Genomic DNA, 17581 nt, shown 5'->3' on the forward strand with positions numbered 1-17581 from the left:
TATATCTTTTCGGGGCTTATTGGGGCGGCATGCCCAAGGAGTTTCGCAGCCTCATCTCATTACAGGAAGCCAAATCGATCATCTCAGACCACCTGCCGCCAGCCCGGGAAAAGGCCGTTGCCCTGGGCTCGTCTCTTGGCTGTATCCTGGCGGAGAAGGTGATATCAAGCCAGGATGTTCCCGGCTTTGGCCGCGCCTCTATGGACGGTTATGCGGTCATCTCTCAGGACACTATCGTAGCGAGAGAGGACCGGCCTGTATCTCTCCGCCTGGCGGGATCGGTGCCCATGGGCAGAAGGCCTGAGATTGAGATCTCGCGGGGCGAGGCAGCGGAGGTCTCCACCGGTTCCATGATGCCCAAAGGTGCAGATGCGGTGGTCATGATCGAGTACTCCCTGGCCCAGAAGGGCATCGTTTACATCCGCAGGCCGGCCTTTGGGGGGGAGAACGTTCAGGCGGCTGGAAGCGACATATCCTTTGGGGAGGCAGTCCTCTTTCCCGGAACGCCGATTGCAGCCCGCGAGATAGGCGTTCTGGCCGCTCTGGGAAGGGAGAGCGTCCGGGTACGAAGCCTGGATGTGGGCCTGGCCTCCACCGGAGCGGAGCTAATTCCCCCCGGCCGGGAGCTCTTGCTCGGCCAGATCTATGATATCAATAGCTACACCATAGCTGCGGGAGTGGAGGACTGCGGCGCCCGTCCCAGGAGCTATGGCATTCTGCCGGACGATAAGGAACAGATGGCGAGAACCCTGCTGAGGATGGCAGAAGAGTGCGATATGATCCTGGTGAGCGGCAGCACCTCAGCCGGGGCAGGGGATATGATCTATCAGGTTATAGAGGAGGTCGGAGAACTGATATTTCACGGGGTAAACTTCAAGCCGGGAAAGCCCACCATCTTCGGGATAATCCGGGGCAAGCCATGTATCGGACTGCCAGGCTATCCCACTAGCGCTCTGACCGTCTTTGCCGAGCTGGCCGCCCCCGCCATACGCTCTGTCCTGGGCCGTGGGCATTCTGAGAACAAAACCGCCGGAAGGCTGGCCGGCCCTCTGCGCACGGAAGGAAGGCAGCAGATGCTGGCAGTGGGCGTATCGGGGGATCTGGTCTATCCGGTGGACAAGGGCAGCGGCTCGATTACCACCCTGGCCCTGGCTGACGGAGTGATAGAGATTCCGGCAGGTGTGGAGTTCTTAGAGGGAGGATCACCGGTCCAGGTCCGACTCTTCTCGCCAGCCCAGGGTCCCTGTCTGGTGGTGGCAGGAGAGAACTCCCTATTCCTCGAGCGGCTGGCAGAGGATCTGCCCTGGAGGCTGATGCTCTTGAACACCGGTTCGTACCGGGGACGGATCTATTTGGAGGATGGCATTGCAGACCTGGCAGCGGTTTCAAGCCCATTGGAAGAGGCTCCCAAGGGCGAGGCGAAGGTCGTCTGGAGCGGCAAAAGAGAGCTGGGGCTGATCTACCGGGACCCTTCAGCTCCGGTCGACCCGGCCAGTCAGAGGATAGTGGGCTGGCCGAGGGATTCCGCTATGAAAGAGGCATTCGAGCAGGCCCTGACGGAAATGGGCATCGGCGCTCCCGTTTACGTGCGCCTGGCCAAGACCCACACTGCCATGGCGGCCATCGTTGCCTCCGGCCGGGCGGACCTTGGATTTGGGGAAAAGGAGGCAGCAAGCCAGGCCGGACTGGGATTCAAGCCGGTAGTAGAGGACGAATTGTACCTCTTGGCAGGGCCCAAGGGCCTGGGAAATCCCCGGATAAAATCGCTTATGTCTGCCCTTCCTTTGCAGACGATATAGCTCCTGGTTTGAGCATGATTGACCTTCTCTCATAGTAGCTGAGAGGATGGCGAATCCTCCGGCAGAGATCGTCCTCCCCAGGGCAGTTGCCATATGTGGCCATGGTAGCACATGCAGGCGGCTTGTACCGGGTTCCTGTCGCTCCAGCGATATGCTCAACCTGGTAGCGGGTGCGATCCTGGTCGAAGTCCGGGCTGGTGGCAAAAAGGGCGATCACCTCATCAGGGGTCATATTGATCTGCAAGAGGAAGCTGACCAGAGCAAACCGGGCGCTATGAGCTAGGTTGGCGCCTTTTGAGACCTCAGAGAGCATCTTTTTGATGCAGGGGGGAAAAGCGCCCTCTTTGACCTCTCCCAAATCGATCTTCTGCTTGGCAGCCAGGGCCTCTAGGTCTCTCTTGACCGGGGCAAGATACTCCTCCAGGCCCTGGCAGATCCTCTCGTCCACAGATACTGGCAGACCCTTGAGGACCTTCTCTCTGATCGCCTCCTCCAACAACCGCCTGAGCTCGACATCGGTGACCGTAAGATATCCCTCAGACAGATCGCGGTTGGTGAGCTTCCATTTGGGGCTGTGCATGCGGTGTGCTGCCCGGATGTATTCAGAAAAATGGATCTTCCAGGGCCCCTGCCCCTGAGGATTGATCCCCAGGTCGTTGGCCAGGACGACCAGCCCTTCCTTTTCATGCTGCATCCTCCGGAAGGCCAGCTTCGCCTCTGCCAGAGCGTATCGGCGCAGAAGAATGGGATCGTTCAGACAGGAGACCATGACCCTGGCCAGTGGATAGCTGAGAAGTTCAAAGAGCTGCTCAGACTCGCTGCTCGCCCGCCCATCGGGAATGGCTTCACCGCCGACCGCTCCTCGCAGGCGTTCTGCCGCTCTGGATCGCACCGACTGGAAAAGGGATTTGTCCAGAAGGCTATCCAGGGAGATATTTCGGCTGCGGACTGCTTCTGCCGCCTCCTGAGTAAAAGGATAGTCCGAGATCTTCATTCCTGCTCAATTCGGGGAGCGAGGAGATAGTTGATGTCCACGGACTGGCCTAGCTTGAAGGTTACCCGCAGGGGGTAGTCTATGCCCATCTCCAGCGTGACCTCTCCTGCTTTGCTGATGGACTTTGACATATCCTGCAGATAGTCTAAAGAGAAGAGGCTCCTGGCCTCGCCTGGCTTCATGCCTAAGAGCTCAGTGCTGGGGATCTTGAGCTTGAGGGAGTCGATATCCCCCTTGGCTTCCATATAAAAGCCCTCATCAGAGACGCCCAGGATCACGTGGTCGCTCACCTTTTCCGCTGCTTTTACTGCTCTTCTCAACTCCCCGCCGGGAAGCGTCACATGAGCCGGCAGGTCCAGATCGGGGATGCGTGGTTCCTTCCTTATGGCCGTGGGATCGATAAGGCTTAGGGTGTAGGAAAGTGAGCCCACGCCGATCTTCAGCTTGTGGCTCTCCTCGTCCAGCTCCAGCTGCACATTCTCACCCCTGTCAGCCATGCTCAAGACATCGCTTAAGCGAACCAGGTCCACGCCGATCTCTCCTTGATCGGCCTTGAAGTACTCGAAGGCGTCGCTGCCTATCTTGAGAGACACCATGGCTACGTTCGCAGGATCTACTGCCTTCAGCTCCAGACCATTTTCGGATATGGAGAACTTAACCTCATCCACGAGAGAAGAGACTGAGTCGATTGCATCGCGCAGAGTTTCTGCATTGATTACTGCCTTGAACATTCCTTGAGCCTCCTGGGGAATGACAATTTAATATTTAATATAGTTGATGCCTAGTCGTACTCTCGCCAGGTGTTGCTGCATTTAGTGCATCGGAAGAACCTAACCTCGCTCTCATCTGCACTGCGCAACTGGCGCAGCCACCAGTATGCGACATTATTGCCGCATTCCGGGCAGCGGGCGGTGGTGGTGGGAAGGCCAGCAGATTCCTGTTCCAGCACGGGAACTATGCGAGAGAGCTGCTCAGTCTTGCTGACCAGGGACTCGCTGTTGGCTTTGGGCAGCTTATGGCCGCACTTGCGACAGACCATCATTCCATCTTTGGGCATCATCATGCTCTTGCATTGGGGACAAAATTCCATTGAGATTAGGGTGGACACTCGTCATATTAAAGTTTGCCAGGTGCGCTATTGGCGTGAAGAGCAAAAAAAGCACAGAGGCGAGAAATGAGCATAGCGATAAACGTGATCTGCCTGGACCGCCCGGGAATGCTGCGCGATATTGCCGGCGTGGTGGCAAAGATGGGTGGCAATATAGTCTACACCCAGCAGTTTGTGGTGGAGAGAGGAATCAACAGCGACAAAGCATCGGTCTACATGGAGATCGATTGCTCCACCCAGGATGTCAATAGAATGATCGAGGAGCTGGATGGGTTTGACTCCATCACCGAGGTCTCAGTCCATGATCCATTCGAGAAGATCTACGGATCCAGGGTGATAATAATAGGGGGCGGGGCCCAGGTAGCCCAGGTGGCAGTAGGAGCGGTCAATGAGGCCGATCGGCACAATCTGCGGGGGGAGAGGATCAGCGTGGATACCATCCCCCTGGTTGGTGAAGTGGCCATAGCCGATGCCGTAAGCGCAGTGAGCCGTCTGCCCAGGGCCAGCATTCTGGTCCTAGCAGGAGCTCTCATGGGAGGGCGCATCACTCAGGAGGTGGCCCGGCTTCAGGAGGAGGGAATACCGGTCATCGCCCTGAAGATGGCGGGCTCAGTTCCCGGTCAGGCGGATATGGTGGTCACAGACCCCATTCAGGCAGGCACATTTGCCGTTATGCATGTGGCCAGCACCGCCGTCTTCGATATCGCCCGGGTGAGAGGAAGGGAGTTCTAGCCCTTGAGGATGCCCGCCAGATCGCGAAGGTTATCGCCAGAGAAAAGGTCCTCTAAGGTATAGAAATTATCTTCCTCCTGGAGCACTGGAGCGGAGAGGGTGAAAACGCCATTTATGCGCAGCTCGGTGAGGGCCTCGGGAGTGCCCATATCGATGTTCTCAAAAGCGATGCCAGCCTTGACAAGAGCTGCTTTGAGCTGCTCGCATTTGGGGCAGGATTTGGTGGAATAGACTCTATAGACCAATTGTAAACCTCGGCCATTGTTTTTCATGTTGTAAAATATTAGATTTGTGGTTTCAAAACAAAAGGCTTCAGCGCAGTGCCATAGGATAGGATTTCTTGGACCAGACCGCATATCCCTGGGCCACAGCCTTCTCTGCGCACTCCCGGCAGCAGGAGAAGTTGGCCATGTACTCGACGCCTTCCATCTCATGCTCAAAGATATTGCTGCAGCTCATTCCCGAAATCCTGCGGTAATCCAGGCCCTTGCAGAAGTCATCGCATTCTGCTTGGTGGGGCCGTTCCAGCACCACCCAGTCCCGGGGAAGAAGGACTGGCAATGTGGCCAGGGTCATACCGCAGCCGCAGGGGCCATACACATCCTCGAAATCCTCATAAATAATAGCTTTACATATGCACTGAATCATCGTCCTCTCCTCTCAACCTTGTATCGCGGCAAGCTAAATAACATTTCCCGTCCAATTTCAAAGGCAATTGCATTATTCTGGCGTTATATCCAAAACGGCTGTATGATATCCATAATATCCGCAAAGATGGGATCAAACGGGCCGTTCTTTAATAAAAAATTAAAAATCAAGCAAATGCAACTGGTCGTCCAAATAAATAGAAGCTATTGGCAAAACAAAAATTATATATGGAATTAAAGGCCACTAAAGACGGTATTCTGGCTTTTAAGTCCAGAGGAGTTCAATTTAAGGCTCTTCTGGATTCATTATCCGGATTTATGGGGTGTTTGAGATATGCCAATACTTCCTGTTGCCCCGGTAAGCAGACTGATTCGCGAAGCAGGGGCTAAAAGAGTGAGCGAGGGCGCAAGAGATGCGCTGGCAGAGGTTCTGGAGAGCTATGGCCTGGAGGTGGCTCGAGAGGCCGCGGGCTGGGCGAACCACGCCAAGAGGAAGACTGTCAAAGCGGAGGACATAAGAGAAGCAGTCAAAAGAGTTAAACCTCCTGCGGTTTTAGAAAGGTGATCGATGGCAACTGATAACCCCCCCGGTTTGGACTACCGCCAATTGGGCCTCATATGTGGAATCGAGATTCATCAGCAGCTGGATACCGCCTGCAAGCTCTTTTGCGGCTGCCCCACCGCTCATCGAGAGGTAGAGGACTCCAATTTTGAGTTCTTCCGCTATCTCCGCCCATCGAGAAGCGAGCTTGGGGAGATCGATCGCGCTGCCTTGGAGGAAGTACTGGTCTCGCGCAAGTTCCATTACAAGTGCTATGACACCACCTGCCTGGTGGAAGCGGACGAGGAGCCGCCGTCCCAGATCAATCCCGAGGCCCTGGAGATATCATTAGTCATCGCCCGTCTATTGAGCATGCAGATCGTGGATGAGGTCTGCACCATGAGGAAGATGGTGATAGACGGCTCCAACACCTCTGGATTCCAACGCACGGCCTACATCGGCTCTAAGGGGAGCATTCAGACCAACCAGGGACCGGTGGGCATAGACATACTCTGCCTGGAGGAGGAGGCTGCGAGGATCATCGAGGACCGGGGAGACAGCCTGGTCTACTCCCTCGATCGCTTGGGCATTCCTTTGGTGGAGATTGGGACGGCGCCTGATATCATCTCTCCTGCTCATGCCCGGGAGGTGGCCTCGTACCTGGGCATGATTCTGCGCTCCACTGGCCGGGTGAAAAGGGGATTGGGCACCATTCGCCAGGATGTGAATGTCTCCATAAAAGGCGGGGCCCGGGTGGAGATCAAAGGGGTACAGGCCCTGAACCTGGTGGACAAGATTGTGGAATTGGAGGCACTCCGCCAGCATGGGCTGCTGCAGATCAAAGAGGAGCTTATAAGGCGGGGGGCAGCAGTCGATGATACCGTATTTGATGTCACATCGCTCTTCTCCCAGACCGATTCCAAGGTTTTAGCCAGATCCATCAAGAAAGGCGGCGTGGTCTTGGCCTGCAGGCTGGCGGGATTTGCCGGATTGGTGGGAAGGGAGGTCCAGCCAGGCAGAAGGCTTGGCTCAGAGATGTCCGATCGGGCCAAGAGAGCGGGGGTGGGGGGGATCTTCCATAGCGATGAGCTGCCCGCTTATGGCGTGACCGCTGCAGAGGTCGAGTCGGTAAGAGTTCAACTCCAAGCAGGGAAGGAATACGCAGTGATCATGGTCACAGGACCCGAGGACCGGGCCAGAAAGGCCATGGATGCGGTCCTGGTCCGGGCGAGGGAAGCCATGGAATTGGTGCCTGAGGAGACGCGCCGCGCTCTTCCCGATGGCTGCTCGGAGTATATGCGGCCCCTGCCAGGCTCGGCCCGGATGTATCCGGAGACGGATGTGCCCTCCGTGGCGATCAACGAGCAGACGCTGGAAGGCCTTGAGCTTCCCGAGCTCTTCAGGGCCCGATCAGAGCGCTTTGGTCGCGATTATGGCTTGAACTCCGAGCTGGCCAGGGTGATGGCCGCCTCTCCCAACTATCAGCTCTTTGAGGAGATCGTATCCCATATCCAGCTCTCACCATCCATTGCAGTCCGGGCCCTGGAGACGATTCCAATCGAGCTGGCCAGAGATGGGGTGGACATATCAGCGCTCTCAGATAATCATTTCAAGGACGCCCTGGGGCTGGTGGCGGAGGGACGGATCGCCAAGGAAGGGCTGGCCGAACTATTTCGCGCCCTTGCCGAGCGTCCGGACAGATCGGCAGCTGATGCAGCCGCTGCTTCCGGGCTGGCAGGGGTGGACGAGGTGGAGGTGGCCAAGATCGTCCAGGCCATTGTAGCGGATAAAATGGATCTAGTGCGTTCAAAAGGGGAGAGGGCAGCCGCCCCGCTCATGGGCCTGGTGATGAAGGAGCTGAGAGGCAAGGCCGATGGCGCCCTGGTGAGCGCCATATTGAAGAAGGAAATAAATAATATACTGAGCGAGTGAATCCAGAAAGACCTAAAAAACCGGATATGCTCCTCTGGGAGGAGACCCTCTTCAAGGACAGGGACATCTTCGAGCTAGATCACCTGCCCGATCAGTTCCTCCATAGAGAAAGGCAGCTGGACAGCCTCAAGTTTTGCATCCGGCCAGCTCTGCAGGGGGGGCGGCCGGTAAATGCCCTCTGTCTCGGCCCGCCGGGAACGGGAAAGACAACGGCCATCTTCAAGCTCTTCGAGGAGATCGAGGCCCATTCCACTCGGATCGTCCCGGTGCATGTCAACTGTCAGATGGATTCCACCAGATATGCGGTCTTCTACCAGCTTTACAAGAAGATCTTCGAGCATGCCCCTCCATCCAGCGGCATCTCCTTCAAGCGGGTCTTCGAGAAGGTGGCCCAGCATTCGGCAGATGAGGATAAGGTGCTGATAGTGGCCCTGGACGACATCAACTACCTCTTCCCAGAAAAGGAGGTGGACCATGTCCTATACTCCCTTCTCCGGGCGCACGAGACCTGTCCCGGGGCCAGGATGGGAGTGATAGGCATCATGAGCGAGCTGGCTTTGAACTATGTTCTCGATCCCAGGGTGGTCTCGGTATTTCAGGCGGAAGAGGTGATATTTCCTCTTTACAGCCGCAATGAGATCAAGGATATTCTCAGCCGCCGGTCGCAGATGGGCTTCTATCCGGGGGTGATTGCTGATGATATCCTGGAGACTGTTGTCGACCATACGGAGAAGTCCGGGGATCTGAGGGTGGGAATCGACCTTCTGAAGAGGGCTGGCCTGAATGCGGAAAAACGCGCTTCTAAGAGCATATCCCCTGAGGACGTGGCCAGCTCGCTGGAGCGCTCCCGTCTGGTCCACCTCACCTATGCCTTGAAATCTCTGAAGGCGGATGAGAAGGAGGTCTTGCGCATGGCGACCCTCCAGGAGAGCTGGCGCGCAGGGGAGCTATTCCGCCTCTTCCATGAGAAGACGGGTGCGGGATACACCCGATTTCATGAGATCCTGAATAAGCTGGATGCGATCCGGCTAATCAATGCCGATTTTACCGGGCAGGGTGAACGAGGACGAAGCCGCATAATTAGGGTGCGCTATGAGGCTGAGGAGATCCTCAGCAGATTGAATCAATGAATTTTTGAAAAAAGTTGTGCCCATATGCTCCGTCCTGAGTAATGCATCTATATAGATACAATGCATAAGGACTTTAACCGGTGGATTCAATTGACCTTCAATGAATCGGCCACGAATGATGATGCCCCGCAGGTATAGCGAGCTTTTCGTAGAGACGCTTTTATTTGTGTCCGCCATCACATCGATTCTGGTCATGCTTTTAATATTCTATTTTCTCATTCACGAGAGCATTCCCGCATTTTCGGAGCTTGGCATCATCTCTCTTTTAGCGGGTATGAAATGGCATCCTTCTGGTGATATCTACGGCTTTCTGCCCCTTATCACCGCATCCCTCACCATCACCATTCTGGCCCTTTTCATCAACATCGCCATCGGATTTCCTCTGGCCATCTACCTCGCCGAGCTGGCTGGCCCCAGGAGCAAGGCGATCCTCAAGCCGGCTATAGAGCTCCTGGCAGGGGTTCCATCCATTGTCTATGGTTTTTTAGGAGTGATCATCCTCGTATCCTACCTGCAGGATAGCTTTGATATGCTCACCGGAAGGTCAATTCTGGCCGGATCAATACTTTTGGGAGTGATGTTCATCCCTTACCTCACCACCATCTGCGAGGACGCTCTAAGGGCGGTGCCGGGGGAGTTCAAAGAGGGATCCCTCGCCCTGGGGGCGAACCGGTGGCAGACAATAAGAAATGTCACCATACCCGCGGCATCATCCGGAATCACCGCTGCCGTGCTCCTCAATATAGGAAGCATAATAGGCGAGACCATGGCAGTGCTGCTGGTGGTGGGCAACGTGGCCAGGATAGCCTCTCCCTACTATGATATCTTCGACCAGGGGGCGACATTCACCTCCGTCATTGCCGGAGAGATGGGTGAAGTTGCCAGGGGATCGACCCACTATCACGCCCTCTTTGCCGTGGGTCTCATTCTATTGCTTGTGGTCTCCATACTGAGCTTGATTGCGGATTTTGCCAGGGCGCGGATCAGAAAGAAGTTCGGAGGATATTGAGTTGAAGCTGAAGCCTGCACTAGCAGCCTCAGTGGTCATATCAGCATTCTTATTCGTCTCTTCCCTAATCTGCCTCATCCTCCAGCCGGAACTCGATCGGATAAAACCGATTTGGGAGGCCAGTCTCATCCTCTGTCCTCTCTTAATTCTGGGCTCATATCTGACAATGAAAGGCGCCAGCGTAAGAACAGCGCTTTTGTTCATACTGGATATTCTTTTTTGCGGGTCGGTTTTCTACCTGTCCTATTCAGGCGCTCTTAATCCGGATTTTATCATTAAAAGACCGCTTGGTGTCGGGGCATCCTTCGAGTATTCATTCCTGCTTCCTCTGCTGGTCCTGGTCGCCAGCCTGCTATGCATCAAGGATGCCCTCAATATAGTTTATGGCTATACCGCCAGGGGAAGAGAGGCGCTGGTGTTTCTGGGAATCAGGATGTCGGCGATGCTCTCCATTATCCTGCTGGGCGGAATCCTGTTCATCATCATCTACAAAGGCATATGGGTCATAAACTGGGAGTTTCTGACTTCACCCCACAGGAGGTTGGGGCAGGCGGGGGGTATCAGCACTGCCATACTGGGATCCTTATGGATGGTTCTGGGGGCTATGCTCATCTCTTCTCCTCTTGGAATTGGAGCGGCCATCTACCTGCATGAGTACTCCAAGAGCGAGAGGCTCAACCGGCTGATCACCATTGCGGTGAGTTGCTTGAATGGAGTTCCCTCCGTGGTCTATGGCCTCTTCGGACTGGCATTTCTGGTGAGCCTGTTCGGAGTATCATTGATCTCCGGATCGATCATCCTGGGCCTTATAAACATCCCCACCATAATTCTGACCAGCCAGGAGGCATTAAAGAGCGTTCCCAACTCTCTGCGAGAGGGGAGTATGGCTTTAGGAGCTACGAAGTGGCAGACCATAAGAAAGGTGGTTTTGCCCTCTGCCATGCCCGGCATTCTCACCGGGGTGATCATGGGAGTGGCCAAGGCATCGGGCGAGACTGCGCCCATCATGTGGACGGCGGTTACCTTCACTGCCTCTCCAGTGCAGATGATCTATGGGGTGATCCCCGATCTATTTCAGCCGGTGAACAACTTGAACTACCATCTCCTGAACCTGATCTATTTCCTGGGGGCCTGGGATGTGGAGGCTCGGGCCTGGGGTACGGCTCTGGTGCTGATATCGCTGGTTTTAAGCACCAACCTTCTGGCCATTGTGGTGAGAAATTACTACCGCAAGAAGATCTCCTGGTAAATGGCTCATGAGACAAAAAACAAATTGATCTGCAAGATAATAGTTTATGGAAAAAGAGCGATCATCCATCCATTTTTGCCTTAAGGCAGTTCATTGTTCGACGAAGAAGGTCCTGGATCGTCCCCACCTCATCGCTTTTCAGGTCGGTTGGCATAAGAGGAAGGGCGACCAGCACTGCTGTATCCAGCCTCAGCCTGGCCTTGGGCCCCCACTGGCTCTTTGCTGCTGCCAGCTCATTCTGAAGGGCATTGATGCTGATCGAAATTGCCTGCAGCTCCTCTTCCACTTGCACGATGCTCCTGTTCCTGCAGTTCATATCCCAGCCCCTCAGAACGGCAGAGATCAGGCCGGACTTGTGGCCCTCTGGAATTCCCACCGCCTTCAATAAATCCAGAATCAGGCCGAGCTTAAGAGATCTCACCTCACCAGCTCTTGCTACCAGACCACCCCGCTGCATTAGTGCTTCGTAATACTTGAGAAGGCCAGAGAGGCTATCAACATAACGTATGTCACAATAACCAATTGCATTAATCATTCATTAACCTCCCATAGAAGATGAAAATCGGATTAGATGAGAATCGATCGGAATTTATGCATAACAGCGATTCGGCAATCTTGCCTGCAAGAGAATTGGTGCAGACACTGCATCCTGAGTTATCTGTCAAATCCTTAGGCACCAATCAGCGATTGAATCCACCCAATATATTCCTTGTCCCATTATACTATATAGGTCTATATCAGGTATATAGATCATATAGGTCTGGTGTATAGCAAGAATGAAACGTGGGTCCATCCCATTCAGCGGCTTGATCATCCTGGGAAGACCAGGGAAAACCATTCATGCCAGGATTACTGCTAGGATTTATCATAATGGAGCTGCGGATCCAATCATGGCTTGGATCTCAATTGTCTACGAATATACGTATTCGCGATTCTAATGGCAATTATGCTAATGAAATAGCAACCTTTTTTTGACTGCTTCCTCTTTTTATGTTTTTGCCACATTCTTTTTTTTTCTATGCAATCTCTCTAGGTATTTATGTCTTAAAGGATCAATATCTAATGATGATATTAATATTATATAAAAATTTTGGATGTTGAAGGTCGAGCAGGTTAATAAAAACCATCACAATAATTATAATTCTGGTGGTCCAACCGGGCAAATTGGGCCCATTACTCAGATGTCTGGGCCTCATTATAGCGGCAATCTTCCCTGCAATGCAGGTTAATCCAATGTTAATGGCTTCTTCCATCATAAAGATGAATTTGAGAAGCTAAACAGTTAAAAAATTAGATTCAATCAATATTGAGCAATAAAGATTGATATACCAGAGCAGCTACATTCTGATATAGTAGTGATGTACTAAAGGTATGGAAGCCTTTTAAGAGCTGTGATGGGGATACTTAATGGTTGTTGCGAAATACAGGCCTGCAATCAAGATCGTCCTCAAGCTCCTTGAGTGCATTTCAAAGGGCCAGTCAAAAGGCCGGGCGCTGAAGACCCATATAATTCAGTGCGCCAATCTGAAGACGACTTCGGCTGAGAAGTATATCAATATGCTGAAAGATGCCGGGTATATTGAGGAAAAGAGGCTCGCATGGGGGGCAAGAGAGGTAATAGTATTTGAGCTCACTCCCCTGGGCAAATCGAGATATGAATGGTTCAAGACCATCAATGATGAGCTCTTTGTACTAAATGAATGGGCGAGCGAGTGAGAATAATGGAAGATAATACCTCGGCAGATGCGGTATATGATCTAATAGAGCGCGTAGAACAGCAGAGAAAGCGGCTCGTTCTCATTGTTATGGTGGTCTCTATATCATCTCTGCTTGGCGTTTCAGTTAATGCTCTGGCACTAATGGTCTTTTCGCATCAAAAAAGATGTAGAATCGACCTGACCTTGCCCATTGACTGACTATATAAAAAGAACCAGAGGAATGATCTAACCAGCTTAAGCGTCGCCTGGATGGAGATTTTGGGCATGGACTCAGAGCTCCGGACTTGTAGGAATGGGGGGTGCAGGCGCTGGGAGAACACCGGTCTTCAGGAAAAATTGGTTATTTCTATCTGTGATTTTCTTTGTACCACAGTCTCAGTAATTTAACGCTGGTATCAATTACCATGAATCCTCCTATAAATATAGGTACTGTATGTATGCCTACATTTGAAAACATGCCGCTTGGTTCTACCGCGCAAGCGCATGTACAAAGACAAGATGCACTAATGACTCCGTTTGATATTGAATACATTTTTTCACCATTCATTTTTTGCATTTGTTATTGATAACCAATATGCCCATAGTTGTTGTGCTTGGTATAACATCATATATATACTAAAAGGTAATATGGCTAATCGTATAACAATTTCTATTGTTTTTACATTTTCTGCATAGCGTAATCTATATAATCCATCTAGTGTTACAATTGCCACTACTAGATAGAACAACGGATGGATACCTAGTTGGCCACCGGATATTAGTACAACTGAAAGATAGTATATTATTAGTACATTCAACACAGTCAATATAATAAATAATATATGTTGGAGATATTCAGTTATTGTTATTTTATTTATTCCGTGAGTCCTTAGTACATCAATCCCACCCCTAAACCAGCGTACTCGTTGTTTCCATAATTCTTTTAATGTTACCGGCACTTCGGTCCATGCCCGCATATCCATGCATGCGGTTGTTTTCCACCCCAGCTCTTTTAGGCATATTGTTAGTTCATAGTCTTCAGTGATGTTATTCTCATCATATATTCTGCCCCACTTATTTTTTACTTGTTGTAATGCGGCTGTTCGATAAACCGCGGCCATTCCATGTACTACTTTTATCGATCCAGCGGTTTCGATTCTTGAACTATCAAATGTCGCATATTCTATTCGTTGCAGGTGCCACCAGAGCAATTCACTCCATTTAGATGACATGATATCTTTTATTCCTGCTTTTGAACAAACCGCACCCAATTTCTTATCTTTATTTATTTCTTTTACGGCGTTTTCCAGCAATCTATGATCAATTATTGTGTCAGCGTCCTGTACTAAAATTAAATCATAATCCAGTAAGTATTTATCTAACGCTTGATTTAATGCACCAGACTTTTTGTGTACATTGTTTATAGTTTTTAGCGTATTTACTTCTAGCGATTGTGCCAATTGTTCTGTTTTATCCGTACAATTATCGCACACTACTAGGATATCTGTCTCGATGGTTTGATTTCGTATTCCATTTATGCATGAATCTAATGTCGGTTCCTCATTATGTGCTGGTACAATCGTTAGGATCTTCATATTCTTGCCTAATCACATACAAATCCGTTTTTTATCCACACTATGCAGCTTTTTTTAATTGTAATATTTCCTATCGATGGATCACACAACTCGTTAATTACTATCGAGTCGTTCCACCATTCAGTCATGTTTCCTTGATATACTGTCATATTGCATACATTTACAGTTACATTTTTCCCTAAATGTTGAGTAAATTCATCTTCACCAAATGCTATTCCGGTCAATACTATTGCTAAGATCATTGCTACTGTTGTTATGTTCATATTTCATTCCCTTTGCCTATCGATCCCGCCGCAACGCCCAGATTCTTTAACCTCATGGAAGATCCTCTGATTGGCTCTGTCTAGCAGAGATCTGATTGCGTGTTCAATGAGCTTTTTGGCGTATAAACGATGCAGAAGGCCAAGATCTGATGATATTGAATTATTTCCTATCATAATCTGAACTAAGGATGCATCCTGTCCTGGACAAAAGGATTTTTAACAGGAAGCAATCATACTCAGCAATCAACCGCACAAATGATACCTAGCGAAGGAAAGATGATCTATGTCTGAGCTCAAACCGGCCGCCTGGGGTGGCATGAGAGCACCTGCAATAATGCTGTTGACAGTCGCATTATTCTGCTCATCAGCAAGCGCCGAGTGCTATGTATGCACTTTTTTAGATAGTCTGGCAAAAGAGACGATCACCAGCATCTTATCAAGTGATTCCATTTCAGAAGCCGGGAGAGCCAATTCCTCCGGCCAGCCAAATCAGGATGGAAATCCGGCTGTAACTGAGGATTCAGAGGATATGGTGGCCCCTTCAATCGACATGCTTGTAAAGCCTTCAAATATCGCTGGGAATGCTATAATACTGGATGGCAGTGATTATCCGGGTTCCTTCATACCGGGTGCAGTCCACATCTCATATCGGGAATTCGTAGATATCAACAATACCGCCTGCCTTAAGAACATCTCGGATATCGCCAGGATTCTGGGTGATGCTGGCATCTCCCGAACCGATCCTCTGGTGGTGTATGGCGAGTGCCAGCCCTGCGGGGGAGGCCCCTCCACTGCCACCTACGTCTACTGGCTGCTTCGCTACATGGGCCATGAGGATATCAGAGTGCTTAACGGTGGGATAGATGCCTGGATGGAGGCGGGATTGCCCGTGGAAAACTCATCTACAACCAGGCCTAAGAGCACCTATTCGCCCGCATTCAGAGAGGATTTGTATGCCAATTATGATTATGCAAAGAGCGGTAAGGCTCAAATAGTGGATGCTAGATCGGTGGAGGAATTCGAGCGCGGAACAATACCTGGGTCCATCAATATTCCCTATGATGAAGCCCTGGATGGAAAGATCATTCGGGCGGAGAGCGAGCTTGAGGGAATATTCAGCAACCTGACCAAGAATAAACCGGTGGTTGTGTTTACCACTACAGGGACCAAAGCCTCTGTGATATGGTTTTCTCTGGATATGCTCGGCTATGATGCCAAGATGTACACCTACAGGGACTGGCAGAAGGCTGAAAGGGAGGAGAGAAGGCAATTAGAGGAGATGAATCGATCGAAATGATTCATACACCTCCCTCTGATCCTCTTTTTTAGTCCTCGATTTGATTTCTCTGCTCGTTTCTCTGCCAATACTTTTATGCTCTTAGCCCAACTAATTCTTATCTATGAGAATTATATCCTGGGAAGAGATGCAGGCCCTGGACGCCAACTGCCTGTATTTCGGTCTGCTTCCTCTCCAGCTGATGGAAAATGCGGGTGCTGCCATAGCCAGAGAGGTTGTCGCATCGTCTCCGGGAAAGAGAGTCGCAATTGTGGCCGGCCGGGGCAACAATGGCGGCGATGCCTTCGTCGCTGCCCGCCATTTATCAGGCTATAATGCTACCGTTTACCTTTTGGGTCGCTCCCGCGATATATCCACTGAGGAGGCAAGGAGGAACTGGGAGATCCTGGAGCGCTTGCACTTGGATTTGCGAGAGATAAAGGATGCAGAGGACCTTATGCTCGATGAGTGCGACCTGATAGTAGATGCCATCTTTGGAACTGGGGTGAGAGGAAGGGTGTCCGGGCTGGAGGCGGAAGCAATCGATGCTATAAACCGTTCGGGAAAGAAGGTGCTATCTGTGGACATTCCCAGCGGCCTTGGGACCAATAAGGCGGTGCGGGCTGATTATGTGGTCACATTTCACCGCCCAAAGCCGGATCTGGGGGAGAGGGTTATCGTGGCAGACATCGGCATCCCTCCAGGGGCCGAGCTTTTTGTAGGGCCGGGAGATCTGGGGCTGTTGAAGAAGAGGTCTTCAGAGAGCCATAAAGGGGATAGCGGCAGGATTCTGGTCATCGGCGGCGGCCCCTATACCGGCGCTCCTGCCCTCACCGCCCTCGCCGCTCTGCGAGCGGGCGCAGATATAGTCACAGTGGCTGCGCCGGCAAGGGCGGCAAAGACCATCTCCTGCTTCTCTCCTAACCTCATAGTGAGAGAGCTTTCAGAGGATCACCTCTCCGCAAATGACCTGCAGCCTCTCCAGGATCTGATCGCCGCTCATGATGTGGTGGTCATGGGCATGGGATTGGGAAGGCATCCCGATACCCGAGATGCCATTGCCAGCATAATTCCTCTGGCTGAGAAGGTGGTCATCGATGCCGATGCCCTCCTGCCGGGCCTTCCCTTAAAGGGGCTCGTCACCCCTCATGCCGGGGAGTTTCAAAGGATCAGCGGCATATCTCTCATCGACCTGGACTATAAGGAGAGGACTGAGCTGGTGAGGGGCTATGCCTGGGAGAGGGGCGTGACCATTCTCCTCAAGGGAAAGGTCGATCTGATCACCGATGGAGAGATAGTTCGGGCCAATACCACCGGGAATCCGGGAATGACCGTTGGCGGGACAGGGGACGTGCTGGCGGGGATTGCGGCCGCCTTTTATGCCCGCGCCTCTGCCCTGCGGGCAGCGAGCGCAGCAGCCTTCGTCAATGGCAGGGCGGGCGATCTGGTCTATCTGGAGAAGGGATTCGGCATGCTGGCCACCGATGTGGTGGAGATGATCCCTCAGGCCATGAGGTTTTAGGATGGAGCTGAGATAGAAAGACGGGAAACGGTGGGCAGGGATTGGGAAGAGAGCAGAATTGAGAATGGGCAGTAGAATTGAGGACGA

Annotated in this window: 19 protein-coding genes; 11 read left to right on the top strand and 8 right to left on the bottom strand. The window is 52.0% G+C overall.

The window, feature by feature from the left end:
• The first annotated feature begins 29 nt into the window (after positions 1 to 29).
• A complete protein-coding gene (locus MCON_RS06455) occupies positions 30 to 1799 on the top strand; it encodes a molybdopterin biosynthesis protein (protein WP_013719206.1) in 1770 nt (589 codons plus the stop codon).
• Here the strand turns inward: MCON_RS06455 and MCON_RS06460 are convergent.
• The 3 genes from MCON_RS06460 to MCON_RS06470 are packed head-to-tail and all read right to left on the bottom strand — an operon-like array spanning position 1768 to position 3883.
• On the bottom strand, positions 1768 to 2793 hold the full coding sequence (locus tag MCON_RS06460; protein ID WP_013719207.1) for a DNA primase large subunit PriL: 1026 nt from the start codon (positions 2791 to 2793) through the stop codon (positions 1768 to 1770). The genes MCON_RS06455 and MCON_RS06460 overlap by 32 nt on opposite strands.
• Positions 2790 to 3524 (bottom strand): proliferating cell nuclear antigen (pcna), encoded by a 735-nt coding sequence (pcn, locus tag MCON_RS06465; protein WP_013719208.1) that lies wholly within the window; start codon positions 3522 to 3524, stop codon positions 2790 to 2792. Before pcn ends, MCON_RS06460 begins: the two co-directional genes overlap by 4 nt.
• 50 nt (positions 3525 to 3574) lie before the next feature.
• Entirely contained in the window at positions 3575 to 3883 is a 309-nt protein-coding gene (locus MCON_RS06470; protein WP_013719209.1) for a transcription factor S, read from the bottom strand.
• 84 nt (positions 3884 to 3967) lie between these two features.
• Here MCON_RS06470 and MCON_RS06475 point away from each other — a divergent pair, with 84 nt between their 5' ends.
• Positions 3968 to 4633, top strand: a complete 666-nt coding sequence (locus MCON_RS06475; RefSeq protein WP_013719210.1) for a DUF5612 domain-containing protein — start codon at positions 3968 to 3970, stop codon at positions 4631 to 4633.
• Here the strand turns inward: MCON_RS06475 and MCON_RS06480 are convergent.
• Complete coding sequence (locus MCON_RS06480; protein ID WP_013719211.1) at positions 4630 to 4878, bottom strand: glutaredoxin family protein; 249 nt, start codon at positions 4876 to 4878, stop codon at positions 4630 to 4632. The two genes, MCON_RS06475 and MCON_RS06480, sit on opposite strands and share 4 nt — an antisense overlap.
• 67 nt (positions 4879 to 4945) lie before the next feature.
• Positions 4946 to 5281 (bottom strand): hypothetical protein, encoded by a 336-nt coding sequence (locus MCON_RS06485; protein ID WP_013719212.1) that lies wholly within the window; start codon positions 5279 to 5281, stop codon positions 4946 to 4948.
• A gap of 333 nt (positions 5282 to 5614) precedes the next feature.
• Between MCON_RS06485 and MCON_RS06490 the strand changes: the two genes are divergently transcribed.
• The 5 genes from MCON_RS06490 to pstA all read left to right on the top strand — a co-directional run bounded on the left by MCON_RS06490 (position 5615) and on the right by pstA (position 11141).
• Positions 5615 to 5845 (top strand): histone family protein, encoded by a 231-nt coding sequence (locus MCON_RS06490; RefSeq protein WP_013719213.1) that lies wholly within the window; start codon positions 5615 to 5617, stop codon positions 5843 to 5845.
• A gap of 3 nt (positions 5846 to 5848) precedes the next feature.
• A complete protein-coding gene (gatE, locus tag MCON_RS06495; RefSeq protein ID WP_013719214.1) occupies positions 5849 to 7753 on the top strand; it encodes a Glu-tRNA(Gln) amidotransferase subunit GatE in 1905 nt (634 codons plus the stop codon).
• A gap of 26 nt (positions 7754 to 7779) precedes the next feature.
• Positions 7780 to 8883: an ORC1-type DNA replication protein gene (locus tag MCON_RS06500; RefSeq protein ID WP_013719215.1), complete on the top strand. Its 1104-nt coding sequence runs from the start codon at positions 7780 to 7782 to the stop codon at positions 8881 to 8883.
• A 100-nt stretch (positions 8884 to 8983) separates the two neighbouring features.
• A complete protein-coding gene (gene pstC, locus MCON_RS06505) occupies positions 8984 to 9892 on the top strand; it encodes a phosphate ABC transporter permease subunit PstC (protein ID WP_157863707.1) in 909 nt (302 codons plus the stop codon).
• Position 9893: 1 nt separating this feature from the next.
• Entirely contained in the window at positions 9894 to 11141 is a 1248-nt protein-coding gene (gene pstA / locus MCON_RS06510) for a phosphate ABC transporter permease PstA (RefSeq protein WP_013719217.1), read from the top strand.
• A gap of 61 nt (positions 11142 to 11202) precedes the next feature.
• On the opposite strand, the gene MCON_RS06515 is transcribed toward pstA, so the two are convergent.
• Positions 11203 to 11676 (bottom strand): hypothetical protein, encoded by a 474-nt coding sequence (locus MCON_RS06515; RefSeq protein WP_013719218.1) that lies wholly within the window; start codon positions 11674 to 11676, stop codon positions 11203 to 11205.
• Between the two features lie 872 nt (positions 11677 to 12548).
• Here MCON_RS06515 and MCON_RS06525 point away from each other — a divergent pair.
• Together MCON_RS06525 and MCON_RS16400 are read left to right on the top strand one after the other, a co-directional pair.
• Positions 12549 to 12857 (top strand): winged helix-turn-helix domain-containing protein, encoded by a 309-nt coding sequence (locus MCON_RS06525; RefSeq protein WP_013719219.1) that lies wholly within the window; start codon positions 12549 to 12551, stop codon positions 12855 to 12857.
• Entirely contained in the window at positions 12842 to 13057 is a 216-nt protein-coding gene (locus tag MCON_RS16400) for a hypothetical protein (protein WP_162145005.1), read from the top strand. The genes MCON_RS06525 and MCON_RS16400 overlap by 16 nt, the downstream gene beginning before the upstream one ends.
• A gap of 338 nt (positions 13058 to 13395) precedes the next feature.
• On the opposite strand, the gene MCON_RS06535 is transcribed toward MCON_RS16400, so the two are convergent.
• Both MCON_RS06535 and MCON_RS16085 read right to left on the bottom strand, forming a co-directional pair.
• Complete coding sequence (locus MCON_RS06535; protein ID WP_013719220.1) at positions 13396 to 14433, bottom strand: glycosyltransferase; 1038 nt, start codon at positions 14431 to 14433, stop codon at positions 13396 to 13398.
• A gap of 8 nt (positions 14434 to 14441) precedes the next feature.
• A complete protein-coding gene (locus MCON_RS16085; RefSeq protein ID WP_013719221.1) occupies positions 14442 to 14696 on the bottom strand; it encodes a hypothetical protein in 255 nt (84 codons plus the stop codon).
• Positions 14697 to 14979: 283 nt separating this feature from the next.
• Here MCON_RS16085 and MCON_RS06540 point away from each other — a divergent pair, with 283 nt between their 5' ends.
• Both MCON_RS06540 and MCON_RS06545 read left to right on the top strand, forming a co-directional pair.
• Positions 14980 to 15993, top strand: a complete 1014-nt coding sequence (locus MCON_RS06540; protein WP_013719222.1) for a sulfurtransferase — start codon at positions 14980 to 14982, stop codon at positions 15991 to 15993.
• Between the two features lie 103 nt (positions 15994 to 16096).
• Positions 16097 to 17494: a bifunctional ADP-dependent NAD(P)H-hydrate dehydratase/NAD(P)H-hydrate epimerase gene (locus MCON_RS06545; RefSeq protein ID WP_013719223.1), complete on the top strand. Its 1398-nt coding sequence runs from the start codon at positions 16097 to 16099 to the stop codon at positions 17492 to 17494.
• The last annotated feature ends 87 nt before the right edge of the window (positions 17495 to 17581 follow it).

The organism is Methanothrix soehngenii GP6 (assembly GCF_000204415.1).
Taxonomy (GTDB): Archaea; Halobacteriota; Methanosarcinia; order Methanotrichales; family Methanotrichaceae; genus Methanothrix; species Methanothrix soehngenii.

Excerpts from the sequence above, each read along its gene's own strand:
- MCON_RS06455 (WP_013719206.1), top strand. The coding sequence starts at position 30 with ATGCCCAAGGAGTTTCGCAGCCTCATCTCATTACAGGAAGCCAAATCG.
- MCON_RS06460 (WP_013719207.1), bottom strand. The coding sequence starts at position 2,793 with ATGAAGATCTCGGACTATCCTTTTACTCAGGAGGCGGCAGAAGCAGTC.
- pcn (WP_013719208.1), bottom strand. The coding sequence starts at position 3,524 with ATGTTCAAGGCAGTAATCAATGCAGAAACTCTGCGCGATGCAATCGAC.
- MCON_RS06470 (WP_013719209.1), bottom strand. The coding sequence starts at position 3,883 with ATGGAATTTTGTCCCCAATGCAAGAGCATGATGATGCCCAAAGATGGA.
- MCON_RS06475 (WP_013719210.1), top strand. The coding sequence starts at position 3,968 with ATGAGCATAGCGATAAACGTGATCTGCCTGGACCGCCCGGGAATGCTG.
- MCON_RS06485 (WP_013719212.1), bottom strand. The coding sequence starts at position 5,281 with ATGATTCAGTGCATATGTAAAGCTATTATTTATGAGGATTTCGAGGAT.
- MCON_RS06490 (WP_013719213.1), top strand. The coding sequence starts at position 5,615 with ATGCCAATACTTCCTGTTGCCCCGGTAAGCAGACTGATTCGCGAAGCA.
- gatE (WP_013719214.1), top strand. The coding sequence starts at position 5,849 with ATGGCAACTGATAACCCCCCCGGTTTGGACTACCGCCAATTGGGCCTC.
- MCON_RS06500 (WP_013719215.1), top strand. The coding sequence starts at position 7,780 with ATGCTCCTCTGGGAGGAGACCCTCTTCAAGGACAGGGACATCTTCGAG.
- pstC (WP_157863707.1), top strand. The coding sequence starts at position 8,984 with ATGAATCGGCCACGAATGATGATGCCCCGCAGGTATAGCGAGCTTTTC.
- MCON_RS06515 (WP_013719218.1), bottom strand. The coding sequence starts at position 11,676 with ATGATTAATGCAATTGGTTATTGTGACATACGTTATGTTGATAGCCTC.
- MCON_RS06525 (WP_013719219.1), top strand. The coding sequence starts at position 12,549 with ATGGTTGTTGCGAAATACAGGCCTGCAATCAAGATCGTCCTCAAGCTC.
- MCON_RS16400 (WP_162145005.1), top strand. The coding sequence starts at position 12,842 with ATGGGCGAGCGAGTGAGAATAATGGAAGATAATACCTCGGCAGATGCG.
- MCON_RS06535 (WP_013719220.1), bottom strand. The coding sequence starts at position 14,433 with ATGAAGATCCTAACGATTGTACCAGCACATAATGAGGAACCGACATTA.
- MCON_RS16085 (WP_013719221.1), bottom strand. The coding sequence starts at position 14,696 with ATGAACATAACAACAGTAGCAATGATCTTAGCAATAGTATTGACCGGA.
- MCON_RS06540 (WP_013719222.1), top strand. The coding sequence starts at position 14,980 with ATGTCTGAGCTCAAACCGGCCGCCTGGGGTGGCATGAGAGCACCTGCA.
- MCON_RS06545 (WP_013719223.1), top strand. The coding sequence starts at position 16,097 with ATGAGAATTATATCCTGGGAAGAGATGCAGGCCCTGGACGCCAACTGC.